The organism is Sphingobacterium sp. BN32 (assembly GCF_030503615.1).
In the GTDB taxonomy this organism is placed as follows: domain Bacteria; phylum Bacteroidota; class Bacteroidia; order Sphingobacteriales; family Sphingobacteriaceae; genus Sphingobacterium.
On sequence record NZ_CP129963.1, the window covers coordinates 2007732 to 2022386 of the forward strand.

Annotated in this window: 13 protein-coding genes; 10 read left to right on the forward strand and 3 right to left on the reverse strand. The window is 42.1% G+C overall.

Translation table 11 applies throughout. The features are described from left to right. Nucleotides 1-110 precede the first annotated feature (110 nt). The 7 genes from QYC40_RS08430 (at nt 111) to QYC40_RS08460 (ending at nt 7307) form a co-directional block, all read left to right on the forward strand. Complete coding sequence (locus QYC40_RS08430) at nt 111-1796, forward strand: pseudouridine synthase (RefSeq protein WP_301993524.1); 1686 nt, start codon at nt 111-113, stop codon at nt 1794-1796. Between the two features lie 48 nt (nt 1797-1844). Further along, a complete protein-coding gene (locus QYC40_RS08435) occupies nt 1845-2417 on the forward strand; it encodes a Crp/Fnr family transcriptional regulator (RefSeq protein ID WP_301993525.1) in 573 nt (190 codons plus the stop codon). Nucleotides 2418-2431: 14 nt separating this feature from the next. After that, nucleotides 2432-3007 carry a pentapeptide repeat-containing protein gene (locus QYC40_RS08440; protein ID WP_301993526.1) on the forward strand — a complete coding sequence of 192 codons (576 nt, stop codon included), beginning with the start codon at nt 2432-2434 and terminating at the stop codon, nt 3005-3007. Nucleotide 3008: 1 nt separating this feature from the next. Next, a complete protein-coding gene (locus tag QYC40_RS08445; protein WP_301993527.1) occupies nt 3009-3620 on the forward strand; it encodes a murein L,D-transpeptidase family protein in 612 nt (203 codons plus the stop codon). Nucleotides 3621-3784: 164 nt separating this feature from the next. Then, entirely contained in the window at nt 3785-4663 is an 879-nt protein-coding gene (prpB, locus tag QYC40_RS08450) for a methylisocitrate lyase (protein WP_301993528.1), read from the forward strand. Between the two features lies 1 nt (nt 4664). Next, nucleotides 4665-5819, forward strand: a complete 1155-nt coding sequence (gene prpC / locus QYC40_RS08455) for a 2-methylcitrate synthase (protein WP_301993529.1) — start codon at nt 4665-4667, stop codon at nt 5817-5819. Between the two features lie 33 nt (nt 5820-5852). Next, nucleotides 5853-7307, forward strand: coding sequence for a bifunctional 2-methylcitrate dehydratase/aconitate hydratase (locus QYC40_RS08460; RefSeq protein WP_301993531.1), 1455 nt, complete (start codon nt 5853-5855; stop codon nt 7305-7307). A 652-nt stretch (nt 7308-7959) separates the two neighbouring features. Here the strand turns inward: QYC40_RS08460 and QYC40_RS08465 are convergent. Together QYC40_RS08465 and QYC40_RS08470 are read right to left on the reverse strand one after the other, a co-directional pair. After that, nucleotides 7960-10050: a 3-hydroxyacyl-CoA dehydrogenase NAD-binding domain-containing protein gene (locus QYC40_RS08465; RefSeq protein ID WP_301993532.1), complete on the reverse strand. Its 2091-nt coding sequence runs from the start codon at nt 10048-10050 to the stop codon at nt 7960-7962. A 21-nt stretch (nt 10051-10071) separates the two neighbouring features. Then, nucleotides 10072-11235 (reverse strand): acyl-CoA dehydrogenase family protein, encoded by a 1164-nt coding sequence (locus QYC40_RS08470; RefSeq protein ID WP_301993533.1) that lies wholly within the window; start codon nt 11233-11235, stop codon nt 10072-10074. A gap of 398 nt (nt 11236-11633) precedes the next feature. On the opposite strand from QYC40_RS08470, the gene QYC40_RS08475 reads away from it, so the two are divergent. Next, nucleotides 11634-12026 carry a hypothetical protein gene (locus QYC40_RS08475; RefSeq protein ID WP_301993534.1) on the forward strand — a complete coding sequence of 131 codons (393 nt, stop codon included), beginning with the start codon at nt 11634-11636 and terminating at the stop codon, nt 12024-12026. 151 nt (nt 12027-12177) lie between these two features. Here QYC40_RS08475 and QYC40_RS08480 read toward each other — a convergent pair whose 3' ends face one another. Continuing rightward, nucleotides 12178-12606 (reverse strand): hypothetical protein, encoded by a 429-nt coding sequence (locus tag QYC40_RS08480; protein WP_301993536.1) that lies wholly within the window; start codon nt 12604-12606, stop codon nt 12178-12180. Nucleotides 12607-13265: 659 nt separating this feature from the next. Between QYC40_RS08480 and QYC40_RS08485 the strand changes: the two genes are divergently transcribed. Together QYC40_RS08485 and QYC40_RS08490 are read left to right on the forward strand one after the other, a co-directional pair. Beyond that, nucleotides 13266-13763: a GNAT family N-acetyltransferase gene (locus tag QYC40_RS08485; protein WP_301993538.1), complete on the forward strand. Its 498-nt coding sequence runs from the start codon at nt 13266-13268 to the stop codon at nt 13761-13763. Nucleotides 13764-13886: 123 nt separating this feature from the next. After that, complete coding sequence (locus tag QYC40_RS08490) at nt 13887-14639, forward strand: class I SAM-dependent methyltransferase (RefSeq protein WP_301993539.1); 753 nt, start codon at nt 13887-13889, stop codon at nt 14637-14639. The last annotated feature ends 16 nt before the right edge of the window (nt 14640-14655 follow it).

A 14655-nucleotide genomic window follows, 5' to 3' on the forward strand; every position in this document is an offset into this window, starting at 1 on the left:
ATGCGCCTTTCCCAGTTTTCAAGGCTTTATCTTGTCATAATATTATAAGAATAGCGCAGTGTATTCGCCTACACTTTTGTATTTTTGCCCCTTCGAGAAAATAAAAGAAAATGCAAGGGTATTTAACACATCTACATCGCTTTAATGAAGACATAACTGCAATTCAATTGCCGGATGCTTTTACTTATCCTTTCTTTTATGAACCTCATCCATTAAGCATGCTCGCTGCAGAACAAGTCCAGCAGTACTTAACCGCTCAAACTGATTTTCAGCATAACTTTGGGCTAAAGCCAGATATGCCAGGCTTAGTAATTGGAAAAATGTTCGGAGTCTTAGTCGTGCAAGATCAGGAGGGCAAGCTAGGTTATCTGGCCGCAGTTTCTGGAAAGCTCGCTGGAACCAATCAGAACCAATATTTCGTTCCTCCCATCTTTGACATGTTAGACCCCGACGGATTTTTCATCCAAGAGGAAAACATCATCAATGCAATCAATCGTCGCATCGAAGAGCTTTCGGCAAATCCTAACATCAAAATCTTTAAAGAGAGATTAGTTTCCCTTCAACAGGAAAATGATGCTGTCCTATCCGACCTGCGTAAGTTTCATAAGGCGAACAAAGCCGAACGCAAGCGCATTCGAGAGCAGGCAAAGCAGCAGCTTAACGAAGAAGAATACAACCTAATCGCTGAAGACCTTATCAAACAAAGCTATCGCGATCAACACGACTACGATGTCGCAAAACAAGCTTGCAAAGAGAAATTCCAAAGGCAAGAAGAAGAGCTGCAGCAGCTAGTACAAGAAATCGATAATTTAAAAGACGAAAGAAAAAGACGCTCCGCGGATCTACAACAACGCTTGTTTGATCAATATCATTTCTTGAATGCGGAAGGCAATACCAAACCTGTTCTTGATATATTTCAAGATCATATCAATATGCCGCCGCCTGCTGGTGCAGGAGAATGTGCGGCGCCGAAGCTTCTACAGTATGCTTATCAGCATCAACTAAAACCCATCGCATTAGCTGAATTCTGGTGGGGCGCTTCGCCATCCTCGGAAGTCAGGAAACATAAGCAATACTATCCTTCCTGCCGAGGAAAGTGTGAACCTATCTTAGGCCACATGTTACAAGGATTGAAAGTTGATCCCAATCCAATGTTACAAAATCCAGCAGCGGATAAGGAATTGGAGTTTATTTATAAAGACGATGATATCATCGTGGTCAACAAGCCTGCAGAGTTCTTATCCGTTCCAGGCATTAACATACAAGACAGCGTGCAACAGCGAATTGAACGCATGTATCCCGACATCAAAAGTCCCATTATCATCCACCGCCTGGATATGTCCACTTCGGGAATCTTAGTGTTGGCAAAGAATAAAGAGGCGCATCAAATCATACAAGACCAGTTTATCCAGCATACGGTCAGAAAACGCTATACCGCCCTGTTAGAAGGGATAATTGAAGAAAGCGAAGGCCTGATCGACCTACCACTTCGCGTAGACCTGGACGATAGACCACGCCAGATGGTTTGCTACGACTATGGTAAGCCGGCAAGAACCGAATTCAAAGTCGTTGCAATCGAAGGAAACCGCACCAGAATACATTATTTCCCACTAACCGGTAGAACACATCAGTTGCGCGTACATTCTGCACACGTGAAGGGACTCAATGCCCCTATCGTTGGAGACGATCTATATGGAAACAGAGCCGACAGGCTACATTTGCATGCCGGTTTCATCAGCTTTAAGCACCCAAAAACAGGCGAAGTAATGAGTTTTGAAGTTACCGACCCATTTTAGAATTTCTATTCAAATGCCTAACTTGTCATACTAATAAAGCCTCCGCCAATGGAACTCTTCAAATTCGTATATCAGCACCCGCTATTCGAAGCCGCTGATTTAGAGCTAATCAGCAAAGAACATCAACGTGTGGAACTGAAAAAAGGAGATTATCTTTTGAAAAAAGATCAAACCGCCAATTGCTATTCCATCGTTGAGTCCGGTCTTATACGCACCTATCTATACGACTACGAAGGCAATGAAATTACCACAGGATTTACCGGCACCAATGAAATCGCGATAGAAGTTGCTTCCCTATTTCAACGTATTCCAACGCAGGAGTATATGCAATGCTTGACTGACTGTGTACTTTGGCAAATTGATTACGACCAATTTCAAGAGCTTTTCCATCAAATCCCTGCTATGCGGGAATGGGGTCGTGCCTGGATGGTATTCGAACTATACCTCGCTAAGAAAAGAGCAACAGAAATGATCACAGAACCTGCTACGCAACGATACTTGCACCTTATGCAAGAGAAACCGCAGATCATTCAGCAAGCGCCACTTAAGCATATCGCTTCTTACCTGGGTGTAACAGATACTTCCCTAAGCCGTATCCGTAAAGAAATTATGCACGCCTAAATCTTTATTAACGAATGGAAAAAGAATATTTCGAAGATCAGACCTTCGACCAAACACGAATTGCGAAAGCTCCACTAACACAAGCACACTACGACTACTGCCAATTCAAAGGATGTAACTTAGAACAATACGATCTAAGCGATTATAAATTCACGGAATGTACCTTTATCGACTGCAACCTGAGCTTGGCAAATCTAACTGGTTGTAGCATACAGGACGTTAAATTCCAAAACTGCAAATTGATGGGATTACACTTCGAAACCTGCAATCCCTTCAATATCTCTTTTACATTTAAAGATAGTATCCTCGATCGCAGTAGCTTTTATAAGCTCAAGATAAAGAAAACGAGCTTTCAAGGCAGCCGTCTACAAGAGGTAGATTTCGAAGGCACAGACCTCAGCCTTGCCGACTTTAGCGATACGGATCTAAGCATGGCAAACTTTACGCAAACAAACCTCGAGAAAGCCAACTTCTTAACGGCGACCAACTATAGCATCGACCCGGACAGCAATAAGATTAAAGGCGCTAAATTTAGTCTTCACGGATTGCCTGGTCTTTTAGAAAAGCATCAGATCAAAATTCAATATTAGCATGCAGGAAATTGATCGAGCAGAACAAGCTTACGCAGGTTGTATAGCAGACATCCAAGAAAGCTTGTCGACCATCGGTCTGTTGCCCAACAATTTTGAAATCCTCTTGATAGCCTATAAGGAGGAGGATATCCTAAAACTATATGCCAAAGAAAAAGCAAGCGAATCCTACAGATTCCTCATGTCTTTTCCAGTTCTTACACGATCAGGAACGCTAGGCCCCAAGAAAAAAGAAGGCGATAAACAAGTTCCAGAAGGACAATATCGAATCAACCGATTCAACCCCAAGAGCAAGTACCACCTATCGCTCGGAATAAACTACCCAAACGAATACGATCAAGCACAGCAATACACTGGCTCTGACATCTTTATTCATGGTGGAACGGAAACCGTAGGCTGCCTGCCAATCGGCGATCCTGCAATAGAAATGCTCTATACCCTCGCATCCCTGGCGAAAGCAAACGGGCAAGAAGAAATCCCCGTCTATATTTTCCCTTTTGTCTTAAACGCTGATGCCATCGAAAAACTCAAGCTGGAGTATCCTATAGAGACAATTCTTCGATGGGAGCAATTAGCCATCCTTCACAGTCAGCTTCAAAAACAGCTCAAATAATTGCTGAAAATTAATATGCTTGCATATTTTTTTCATCAACTTTAACGCCCCTCAACCGCCCATTTCCCAATTTATTTACTTACCTTTAAAAGGATGCCAAATGCTTAAAAATCACAGCTTAATGCATCTATGATAACGATTATAAATATTTAAAGCCTTTTAAAATGATAGAATCAGCAGGAAAACGCTTGCGTACTGCCATGGCTGAAGAAAAGCCCTTGCAAATCGTCGGAGCTATCAATGCTAATCATGCCCTCTTAGCCGAACAATCGGGATTTAAAGCAATTTATCTTTCTGGTGGTGGCGTCGCTGCCGGCTCCCTAGGAATACCCGACCTCGGAATCACCAATTTACAGGACGTACTTATCGATGTAGAGCGCATCAGCAATGTCTGCTCGCTGCCCCTGCTTGTCGACATCGACACGGGCTTCGGACCGTCGGCCTTCAATATCGCCCGAACGATTAAGTCTTTGGATAAAGCTGGCGCAGCAGGTGTTCATATTGAAGACCAAGTCGGTGCCAAGCGATGTGGTCACCGTCCAGGGAAAGAACTCGTTTCTCAACAAGAAATGGTAGACCGTGTTAAAGCCGCTGTAGATGCCAAGGTTGACTCCAACTTTGTTATCGGTGCTCGTACAGATGCTTTTGCATCCGAAGGCCTAGAAAAAGCGCTAGAGCGTGCAGTTGCTTACAAAGAAGCGGGTGCTGATTTCATCTTCGCCGAGGCCCTATCTGAGCTTGCAGACTACCAGCGCTTCGCAGAAGCGACAGGAATTCCTATCCTCGCCAATATCACCGAATTCGGACAAACGCCGCTTTATACGGTAGAGCAACTTCGCGACGTGCAAGTATCCATCGTGCTATATCCCCTGTCGGCATTTCGTGCCGCCAATAAAGCCGCGTTAAATGTGTATCAGCATATCCGTCAAGATGGCTCACAGCAAGCGGTAATTGACAGCATGCAAACGCGCGAGGAACTATACCAAAGCATAGATTACTATGCTTATGAAAATCGACTTGATCAATTATTTAAAAACAAATAATATGAAAGAAGAGAACAGCACAGGCTTTAAGCCTAAAAAAAGCGTCGCACTTTCGGGTGTGCCCGCCGGAAATACAGCCCTTTGTACAGTAGGTCGCTCGGGCAATGACCTCCACTATCGCGGATACGATATCCTCGAGCTTGCCGATCAGGCTAGCTTCGAAGAAGTGGCCTATTTGCTCATCCATGAAAAACTACCGAACAAAGAGGAGCTCGAAAAATATAAACAGAAGCTGAAAGGCTTACGCGGATTGCCGACCAATGCAAAAGAAGCATTGAAATTAATCCCAAAGAAAGCCCATCCAATGGATGTTCTTCGTACATACGTATCCATCTTAGGAACGCTAGAACCGGAACCGCTAGCGCATGAAACCGAAAAAGCGCGCGACATCATCGATCGCCTGATGGCCAGCTTCCCCTCTGCCCTTCTATTTTGGTACCACTTCTCTCATAACCACAAAGAAATCACGGTAGAAACAAACGATGATAGCATTGCTGCTCACTTCTTGCATCTACTTCACGGCGAAAAGGCACCTGCTTCCTGGGTAGAAGCCATGCAAATTTCATTAAACTTATATGCAGAGCATGAATTCAATGCCTCTACTTTTACGGCGCGCGTAATCGCAGGTACGGGGTCTGACTTGTATTCTTGCATCACCGGCGCTATTGGTGCCCTACGTGGTCCAAAACATGGCGGAGCCAACGAAGTTGCCTTCGAGATACAAAGTCGCTATAAAAATGCGGACGACGCGGAAGCGGACATCCGAAAAAGGCTGGAAGTTAAAGAAGTCATCATCGGTTTCGGGCACCCGGTATATACCATCTCCGATCCACGGAACCAGGTCATCAAGCAAGTTGCTAAAAGACTGTCGGAGGAAAAAGGCGATATGAATCTATACGATATCGCAGAACGCCTGGAGACCCTGATGTGGGATGAAAAGAAAATGTTCCCTAACTTAGATTGGTTCTCTGCAGTAGCTTACCATATCATGGGTATTCCGACCGATATGTTCACTCCGCTCTTCGTGATGTCCAGAATATCAGGATGGGGCGCCCATGTAATCGAACAACGCCAGGATGGAAAGATTATTCGTCCGAGCGCCAACTACACGGGTCCGGAAAACCTCGAATTTATTCCTTTAGAAAACAGAAATTAATCATATTACGATAAAACAGTATTAAAAGATCCTATGTCATCCTTTATTTCAAATGATAGACCACAACCAGATCAGGTATTGGTCGATATTGCCGATTACGTATTAGACTACAAAATCAATAGCGATTTAGCGCTAAAAACAGCACATTACTGCTTCTTAGATACTATAGGCTGTGGTTTCGAAGCATTGACCTACCCTGCTTGCACAAAATTATTAGGCCCTATCGTACCGGGTACCGTGGTGCCAAACGGCGCGAAAGTTCCGGGTACTCCTTATCAGCTTGATCCTATTCAAGCCGCTTTCAATATTGGCGCTATGGTACGTTGGTTAGACTTCAACGACACCTGGCTTGCTGCCGAATGGGGACACCCTTCGGACAACCTGGGCGGAATCCTTGCAGTGGCAGATTGGATTTCCCGCAATCGTATCGCTGAGGGCAAGGAAGCCTTGACCATGGACAAAGTATTGGAGGCAATGGTGATGGCGCACGAAATTCAAGGCGTATTGGCATTGGAAAACTCCTTCAATAAGGTAGGTTTAGATCATGTTATCCTCGTAAAAGTGGCTTCAACAGCTGTAGTAGGGAAATTGATAGGGCTCAATAAAGACGAATTGATCAACGCTATTTCTCTAGCCTTTGTCGATGGACAATCTTTACGCACATACCGACACGCACCAAATACGGGTAGCCGTAAATCATGGGCAGCCGGAGATGCGACATCGAGAGCTGTTCGTTTAGCATTAATTGCTCAGAAAGGCGAAATGGGATATCCATCGGTACTTACAGCACCAGTATGGGGATTCTATGATGTGTCGTTCAAAGGACAGGCATTCAAATTCCAACGTCCTTACGGTTCTTACGTCATGGAGAATGTATTGTTCAAGATCTCATTCCCTGCCGAGTTCCACTCGCAAACTGCAGTAGAGGCAGCGATGACCCTGCACGAGCAATTGAAGGAAATGGGCAAAACAGCAGCAGACATCAAGTCCATCAAAATCCGTACGCATGAAGCTGCAATCCGCATCATCGATAAAAAAGGACCATTGCACAACCCTGCCGACCGCGATCACGCCATCCAATACATGGTTGCCGTTCCTTTGATCTTTGGCCGTTTAACAGCTGCCGACTACGAAGACAAGATAGCTTCCGATCCACGCATCGACGCCCTTCGCGAGCGTATCACCTGCCATGAGGATCCAGCTTTCACGGAAGATTACCATGATCCAGAAAAACGTTCAATTGCCAATGCATTAACGCTTGAACTAGAAGATGGCACTGTCCTAAAAGAAGTGGTGGTAGAATATCCAATCGGACACAAACGCCGCCGCGACGAAGGCATCCCAAAACTGATCGAAAAATATAAGATCAACCTCGCTCGCGTATTCGCCGACAAACAACAGAAAACTGCAATCGAAAAAACACTGGATTATGATACTTTCGTGAAATTGAAAGTTAATGAGCTGGTGGATGTTTATTGCTGGAATTAGATATTAGATTTTAGACATTAGACACCAGAGTATGGTGTTTAGAAAGGGGTGCTTTTACACCCCTTTTTTGTGCTTGTATGGAAGTTGGAAAGGAAGAAAATTTTGTTTTGAACCTTTGGTTTCGATGGAATTGTCTTGAACCAGGAAAGGAAAGATGAAAGGATGTGCAGGATCGAGTCTAACTACTAAATACTAAATACTATTCTGAAAGGAAAGATGAAAGGATTGGCAGGGTCGGGTCTAAAATCTAATGTCTGAAATCTAACATCTATTCCATGTCGTACTTAACTGTTCGTTAATAGTGCAACGGACACTCGTTTACTTAGAGCCCTTTTAAAACCCTTTTAAACCCCATTACTATCCATATCAAACCCGCTTCCGATGGGCTAATATATGGTTATGAAAGGGGTTTGAAAGGGTTATACAATGGGTTTGAGTGAACGAAAGATTGAGTTGTGCTTGATTCTGCCTATCCTTAAATCCTTTCTTTCCTGGTTCAAGACAATATCATCCTTAAATCCTTCCTTTCCTGGATCAGAAATAGTATTTAGTACTTAGTATAAAGACCTATGCTGCCAACAACCCCTGAGACCACAAAAAAAGGAGCCTAATCGGCTCCCTACTCTAATGTCTAAAATCTAAAATCTTACATCTAATGTCTAATATCTAAAGAATTAGCTTCAAAGCCCTTATAGAATTGGAATTCATCTTTGGCGAGCTTCTCCAATGACTGGGGGATTTCCCATTGCTCACCGGCGGCGGCATAGCCTTTACATTCTTCGACGAACTGTGCTAAACCGACCTGATCTATATGTCCGAATACCCCGCCAGTATGTGTTGGGTAGCCTAATCCGAACACAGAACCTATATCTCCATCAATAGCTTTGCTAAGGATTCCTTCGTCGAGGCAACGATAGCTATCCAACGCTACAACGTGCAGCAGACGTTTCTTCAGGTCTTCGGTGCTAGGAATTTCTTTACTAACAGCAATATCTGGATCTTGCCAATATTGCTTTTTGCCGCCATCTGCAGGATAGTCATAGAATCCTTTGCCAGACCTTCTGCCGGATCGGCCTTCGGCGATCAGCTTTTTGAGGTAGCTGAGCGTTCGTTGTTGCGACGGGTGCAGTTTTGGTAACTGCTCATATACTTTGACCATGAGGTCTAAGGTTATTTCATCTAATACAGCAAGTGGACCGACGCCAAAGCCTGCTAATCTTGCTGCGCCCTCTATTTGTTCTAATGGAATGCCCTCTTGAATCATGCTAATACCTTCCAACAGATAATTGAAGAAAATGCGCGATGTAAAGAATGCAGGACCATCCTGAACGACGATTGGTATCTTCTTCAGTTTAGAAATAAAATGAAGAGCTTTATTTAATGTTTCTTCGCTCGTCTGCTTTCCGCATATCACTTCCACGAGGGGCATCCGATCTACGGGCGAGAAAAAGTGGAGTCCGATGAAGTTGGAAGGATTTTTACTGGCAATAGCCAGCTTAGAGATTGGAAGTGAGGTCGTATTCGATGCGAATACGCCGCCCTCATGCAACAGATCAGCGCTTTCTGCAATCACTTGATTTTTTAAAGCGATATCCTCGAATACCGCCTCCACAATAATATCGGCATTGTGCATCTCTGCTAGCTTATCCGTAGCATGGATACGCGCCAGAATAATTTCCTTATGCTTTTCAGTAGCCTTTCCAAGGCTAATTGATTTATCAAGCACTTTAGCGGAATAGGCTCTACCTCGCTCGGCGCTTTCTAAACTAATATCGCGTAATACAACGTCAAAGCCTGCTTTTGCTACTTCATAGGCAATCCCTGCCCCCATCATGCCCGCACCGATTACCCCTATCTTTTGTATAGGAAAGGATGCTGCCGCAGCCGCCATGCGAGATGCGTCCGCCGTACCATAATATTGCGTTCGAAGCATTGCCAAAGGCTCTTTACGCTGCAGAACGCTGCAAAATGCATCTGCTTCCAATTCGTAGGCATCGGCAAGATTTTCGTTCAGCGAATCTTGAAAAACCTGAACAATGGCGAGCTGACTTGGGATCGCTCTATTGATTTTTGAAGAAAGGTTGACGAAGTATTCGGCTTCAGCCTCTTTAATTACTAAATGCGACTCTGACTCCAGTTGCTTATGTGCGGCGATACATGACAGCGCCAAAGAAAGCCCTTCCTCTTCTTCTTCAAAAAGCAGGTTGGCTAAACCTAGTTTTAAAGCCTCTTCTGCCTGATAGATTTTTCCGCTAGTGAGAATATTTAGTGCACCTTCTGCCCCCAATCGCTGCAATAGATTGATCGTACCACCAAATCCGGGCATCAAACCGAACTTTGTTTCCGGAAAGCCTAGTTTACCTTTGCTTTTAGATAGCAGAATATAGTTTGCCATGCTAGCAAAAGAATAGGCTGCCGATAAACACTCGTCGTGCACAATGCAAACGATAGGCTTACGAAATGCTTTTAATCGGCTGATGCGTTTTGAAACACTATTTAAGCGATCGACAAAGACTTGCCAGGCCATCGCCTCCTCAAAAAGAACCTTGTAGTCTGTTCCTACCGCAGGATCTTTAAATTCGAATATAATGGCTTTCGAGCTGCCCTCTTCCAGAAAATCAATGGCTTGCGGAAGCAGCTCGTCAAAGAAGTCTAAATCGACAATGATGGATTCCTTGTTATCGCTCGAAAACTCGAACCTTAAAATTCCGTGCTGCGCTTTATCTATGTTAATATTTTTCATGTTTATTTTTGGCTGAGGTACCTATTTACTCTGATAATGCACCTGATCGATTGAGGTCTTCGCAATAATCTCCCGCATAATCTCAGATGTACCTCCAATAATAGTTCCAACCCTCACATCCCGATATAAGCGGGCGATTTTATAATCCTCTGTAAAACCATAGCCCCCGAAAAACTGTAGGCATTCATTTACGACTTTTATCGCCAACTCACTGGCTTGCAGTTTGGCAATGGAGCACTCTTCTACGGCATATTTTCCCTCATGCTGAAGGTCGCAGCAATGATATACATAGGCTCTAATAACCTTCACATCAGCAATCAATTGCGCCATACGATGGCGAATCACCTGAAAGTCTTTCAATGTTTTTTTAAAGGCCGACCGTTGCTCTATATAATCCAAAGTGTAGTCAATAGCAGACTTTGCTGTAGCCAAGCTATGTATTGCTATAGTTAAACGCTCCAACTGAAGGCCACCCATTAGATATTTAAAGCCATCGCCCTCAACGCCCAATAGATTTTCCTTCGGAACCCGAACATGATTGAACCCAAGTTCTGCAGTATCAGAGGCATGCCAACCCATCTTATCAATTTTATTGGCGGTCACACCTTCAGCATGTCGATCGATAAGCAACAAACTGATGCCTTTGCTTCCTGCGCTTGGATCTGTCTTAACGGCAGTAACAAAGAAATCGCCATAATAGCCATTCGTAATGAAAGTCTTCGAACCATTAACGATATAATGATCGCCCTCTAGCACAGCAGTGGTCTGAATGCTTTGTACATCAGAGCCGGCACCAGGCTCGGTAATGGCTACTGCACTAACCATATCACCTAAGATCACGGGCCCTAGATACTTTTCTTTTAAATATTCAGAACCATATTTTAATAAATAGGGTGCCGACATATATTGAATTACTAATGCTGATATGGTGAAACCTCCCGAATAACAGTACGAAAGTTCTTCACAAAAAATAAGAGAATAATAGAAATCTAAATCGAGGCCATTGAGGCTTTCAGGATAGTTTAGGCCCATGTACCCCATTTCTCCCATTTTCTTCCAAATGTTTTTATCGATTTGCCGTTCCTTTTCCCATCGATCGATGTGGGGGGTGATTTCTTTTTGAATAAAGTGTCTTAGACTTTCACGGAAAATTTGATGTTCAGCGGTTAATTCTGATGCGCGCATAATTATTTACAGTGGTTAAAAAGATTCAGTAATGTGTTAAATCGTTTATAATGGCCGCAGTCCTGTTTGATAGAAAACTGAGCGGAAATATAGCTGAACCCATACTAATTTAATTGAAATTGATGAGAATAACCAAAGGCGTAAAATATAAATAATGATAATTTAACAAAATATTCATATCATTGAATAATTAAATTATCACATTAACAACAAATAGCTATTCTTATTATATATTTATCAACGATAGATGAAATCTCTTACAACAAGGTTAAGAACTGGCGTTAAATTTGTGCAAATAAATTCATTACATTTACCCATTATTGATACTGCTTATGATAAAACCTTTACAATTTTTATTACTTATTATTGCTTTTTGTTTTTTTCAGTCTTGTGAGAAGTTGGAATCTTCGCACGATCAAGATGAAGAAATGCTCGCCAAAGTCAAGCTTGAGGGCACATATGCCATTCTCAATCCCCTAGCCTTTCTTAATCTGGAGAACGGTTTTGAGCTGTTCAATAATAACGCGATTGCACCAACGGTGAAAAAGATAAACGAGAATACTTACAATATCACTTGGAACCATGCATTGGTGCCAGCGCTAGAAGGATATGAATTTAAACTCATCGGCAATAATGAAAATGGGGATCTCCAATATGTGGCGAGCAATAAAGTTGGGGATGAAGGGATTCTTATGTTTATTATTGATAAGGAGAAAGGGACATCAAAGCTGTCCGTAAATATCAAAGCGGGCGCTGCTAAATATGTGGCAAGTGCTGCGTTGAAAAAATAATATACGAATTGACTCTTGTACTGAACCTGAGAAATGTATAACATTAAAAATGTTTATTTAAAAAAACTAAAGGGGCTGATCGCCCCTTTAGTTTTTTCATTCTTATCACAACTTAAGAATATCTTTAGTTCATAACACAAATTAGCAATACTTAACTATTAAAATAAAGCGCTTTGATTTCCTCAATTTTAGAATCAAAGACATCTTCAGGACAATTCATTAATTGCCGAATTCCATTGATTTGATAGAAGCTCTTTTCATCCAAGATGTTTAAGAACAGGAAGAGCTCTTTCAAGATTAAACGCTCTTTATCGTCCGATCGGGTTGAAAGAATCTCTAACAAGGATAGTTTGATCTCATTCAGACTCAAATTATAATGTGCTAATCCTCCTCCAATACTCCAAAATGCTTGATCCAGAATATCCTTATACTGAATCTGATCGAATAGTTTTACTAAAGCTGTCTGTCGTTCAGGACATAAAGATTCCAGATTGACATAGCCGGAACAACAATTGGACAGTAAGGCTTTAACGCGTTCATTTAAATCCTCTTCCAAAAAAGCTGTGTTTGAATTTTCCATATATTCTGTTTGATTTGTTATTTTATTAATAGTTGAACAAATGTGAGCACCTCGTGCATAGCAGCTGTCTATCATAGCTTTTAACGTGCTGAAATGGCAAAATCGAAAAGAGTTTTAGCAATTGATAGGATGTTTCATCGACTGGGAACAGTGCATCCTTTCACGACATGTGTGGAAACAATTATTAATACTTTACTTATGACCCGAGGTAAAAACCTGTTCAAATATACGTCAACAATAATGAAAATTAAGTTTAAATATATTTATTTATTAATAATTTAATAATGCATTAACACATATCGATAAAAAAATTGCCACTTAACCGAAATTAAGTGGCAAAAATTATGTTTTCCCTAAGTAGTTATATTAATGATTGTAATGCCTCAGTATTAGCAAATTCTAAACCAAAAAACATAAAGCCGAGTAGCTAATTCTTTAATAACCAAATTGTTGATAATTTTGTCGCTTTTATGCTACAGAATGGCAAGTCTATTTAACGCTCGAGATCATGTATATTTGATTATGGAAGATATCACAATTCAATCTGAACGTCTTTTGATGCGGAAAGTGACGGAGGACGATCGCGAACTATGCCTTTGCGAATTTACCGACGGATGTGATTTATGCGATTACAGATCCTCAAAATACTGATTCAAAAAATGATTATACTTCAGCCCTTCAAAGAAGAAGATTTCGACCGCCTGATATCTTGGATAAGCGATGAAAAATTACTGATTCAATTTGCTGGCAGTAAATTTCAATTTCCATTGAGTCACGAACAACTAAAGGCCTATTGCGCTGAAGCCAAGAGGAATATCTTTAAAGTAATCAGCAAAGAGAGTTCAGAAGTTGTCGGACATGCTGAGGTCTACCAAATCGCAGAGGATACAGTCCTGATTTGTCGTGTACTTATCGGCGCTCCACAGCATCGTGGAAAGGGGCTTGGAACTGCCTTAATGAAAGAACTGATTGCTTTTGCTGAACAAGATTTAGGTATTAAGAATATTGAACTAAATGTCTTTGAATGGAATCTTCCCGCCATTGCTTGTTATCAGAAACTGGGCTTTAAGAAAGTACCTGACGGCGACCGCATCACTAGATACGGCGATGAACATTGGCGCTCCATCCGCATGCGCCTGACCGCGACAGAAAGTTAACAAACTAATTAACAGATAAATAACAAATGAAATACACATTAAATTTATTCAAACATGGGTATTCCTGCTAATTAATTTTGTAACTTTAAGAAAGTAACGTTTGTAGATTTAATCATCAATCATATGGCTGCTTTCAATGATAACTTCTCAAAACAGGCGTCGATATACGTTCAATTTCGTCCCTCCTATCCGCATGAGCTATTTGATTATTTACAAAGCTTAACTCCAGAGCACGAGCTTGCCTGGGACTGTGGAACTGGAAATGGCCAGTCAGCAATACATCTTGCCGAATTTTATAAAAAAGTATTTGCTTCCGATCCCTCGGAGGCCCAGATTCAAAACGCTTTCTCGCACGACCAAGTCGTATACCGTGTTGAAAAAGCCGAAGAACCGTCTTTGGCGAGCCGAACGGTTGATCTGATTACAGTAGCACAGGCTATTCATTGGTTTGAAATCGAAAAATTCTATGAATCTGCCAAACGTGTTCTAAAGAAGGATGGCATTATTGCTGTTTGGGCATATGGCATACCGCAGGTAAATAAAGATATCGATAAAATAACGCAGGAATTCCATGACCAAACGGTGGGTCAATTCTGGCAACCGCAGAATAAATTGATCGCACAGGGCTATACCACGATTTCATTTCCTTTTCGAGAGATTGAGCCTCCAGAGTTCTATATTCGCAAGCGTTTTAGATTGGATGATCTATTAGGACATCTGCGTTCTTGGTCTGCAACTCAAAAGTTCATCGATCAAGAACAGATCGACCCTTTAGACGAGCTCAAACAACAGCTGAGCGCTTATTGGAAAGATGCCAATGAAATTAAGAATGTATCCTGGAAAATAGCAATTCGTGTCGGTAAGCTATCGGTTTGATAGCATGATGTTTTGG

Excerpts from the sequence above, each read along its gene's own strand:
- QYC40_RS08440 (WP_301993526.1), top strand. The coding sequence starts at position 2,432 with ATGGAAAAAGAATATTTCGAAGATCAGACCTTCGACCAAACACGAATT.
- prpB (WP_301993528.1), top strand. The coding sequence starts at position 3,785 with ATGATAGAATCAGCAGGAAAACGCTTGCGTACTGCCATGGCTGAAGAA.
- QYC40_RS08470 (WP_301993533.1), bottom strand. The coding sequence starts at position 11,235 with ATGCGCGCATCAGAATTAACCGCTGAACATCAAATTTTCCGTGAAAGT.
- QYC40_RS08445 (WP_301993527.1), top strand. The coding sequence starts at position 3,009 with ATGCAGGAAATTGATCGAGCAGAACAAGCTTACGCAGGTTGTATAGCA.
- QYC40_RS08485 (WP_301993538.1), top strand. The coding sequence starts at position 13,266 with ATGATTATACTTCAGCCCTTCAAAGAAGAAGATTTCGACCGCCTGATA.
- prpC (WP_301993529.1), top strand. The coding sequence starts at position 4,665 with ATGAAAGAAGAGAACAGCACAGGCTTTAAGCCTAAAAAAAGCGTCGCA.
- QYC40_RS08435 (WP_301993525.1), top strand. The coding sequence starts at position 1,845 with ATGGAACTCTTCAAATTCGTATATCAGCACCCGCTATTCGAAGCCGCT.
- QYC40_RS08480 (WP_301993536.1), bottom strand. The coding sequence starts at position 12,606 with ATGGAAAATTCAAACACAGCTTTTTTGGAAGAGGATTTAAATGAACGC.
- QYC40_RS08490 (WP_301993539.1), top strand. The coding sequence starts at position 13,887 with ATGGCTGCTTTCAATGATAACTTCTCAAAACAGGCGTCGATATACGTT.
- QYC40_RS08465 (WP_301993532.1), bottom strand. The coding sequence starts at position 10,050 with ATGAAAAATATTAACATAGATAAAGCGCAGCACGGAATTTTAAGGTTC.
- QYC40_RS08460 (WP_301993531.1), top strand. The coding sequence starts at position 5,853 with ATGTCATCCTTTATTTCAAATGATAGACCACAACCAGATCAGGTATTG.
- QYC40_RS08430 (WP_301993524.1), top strand. The coding sequence starts at position 111 with ATGCAAGGGTATTTAACACATCTACATCGCTTTAATGAAGACATAACT.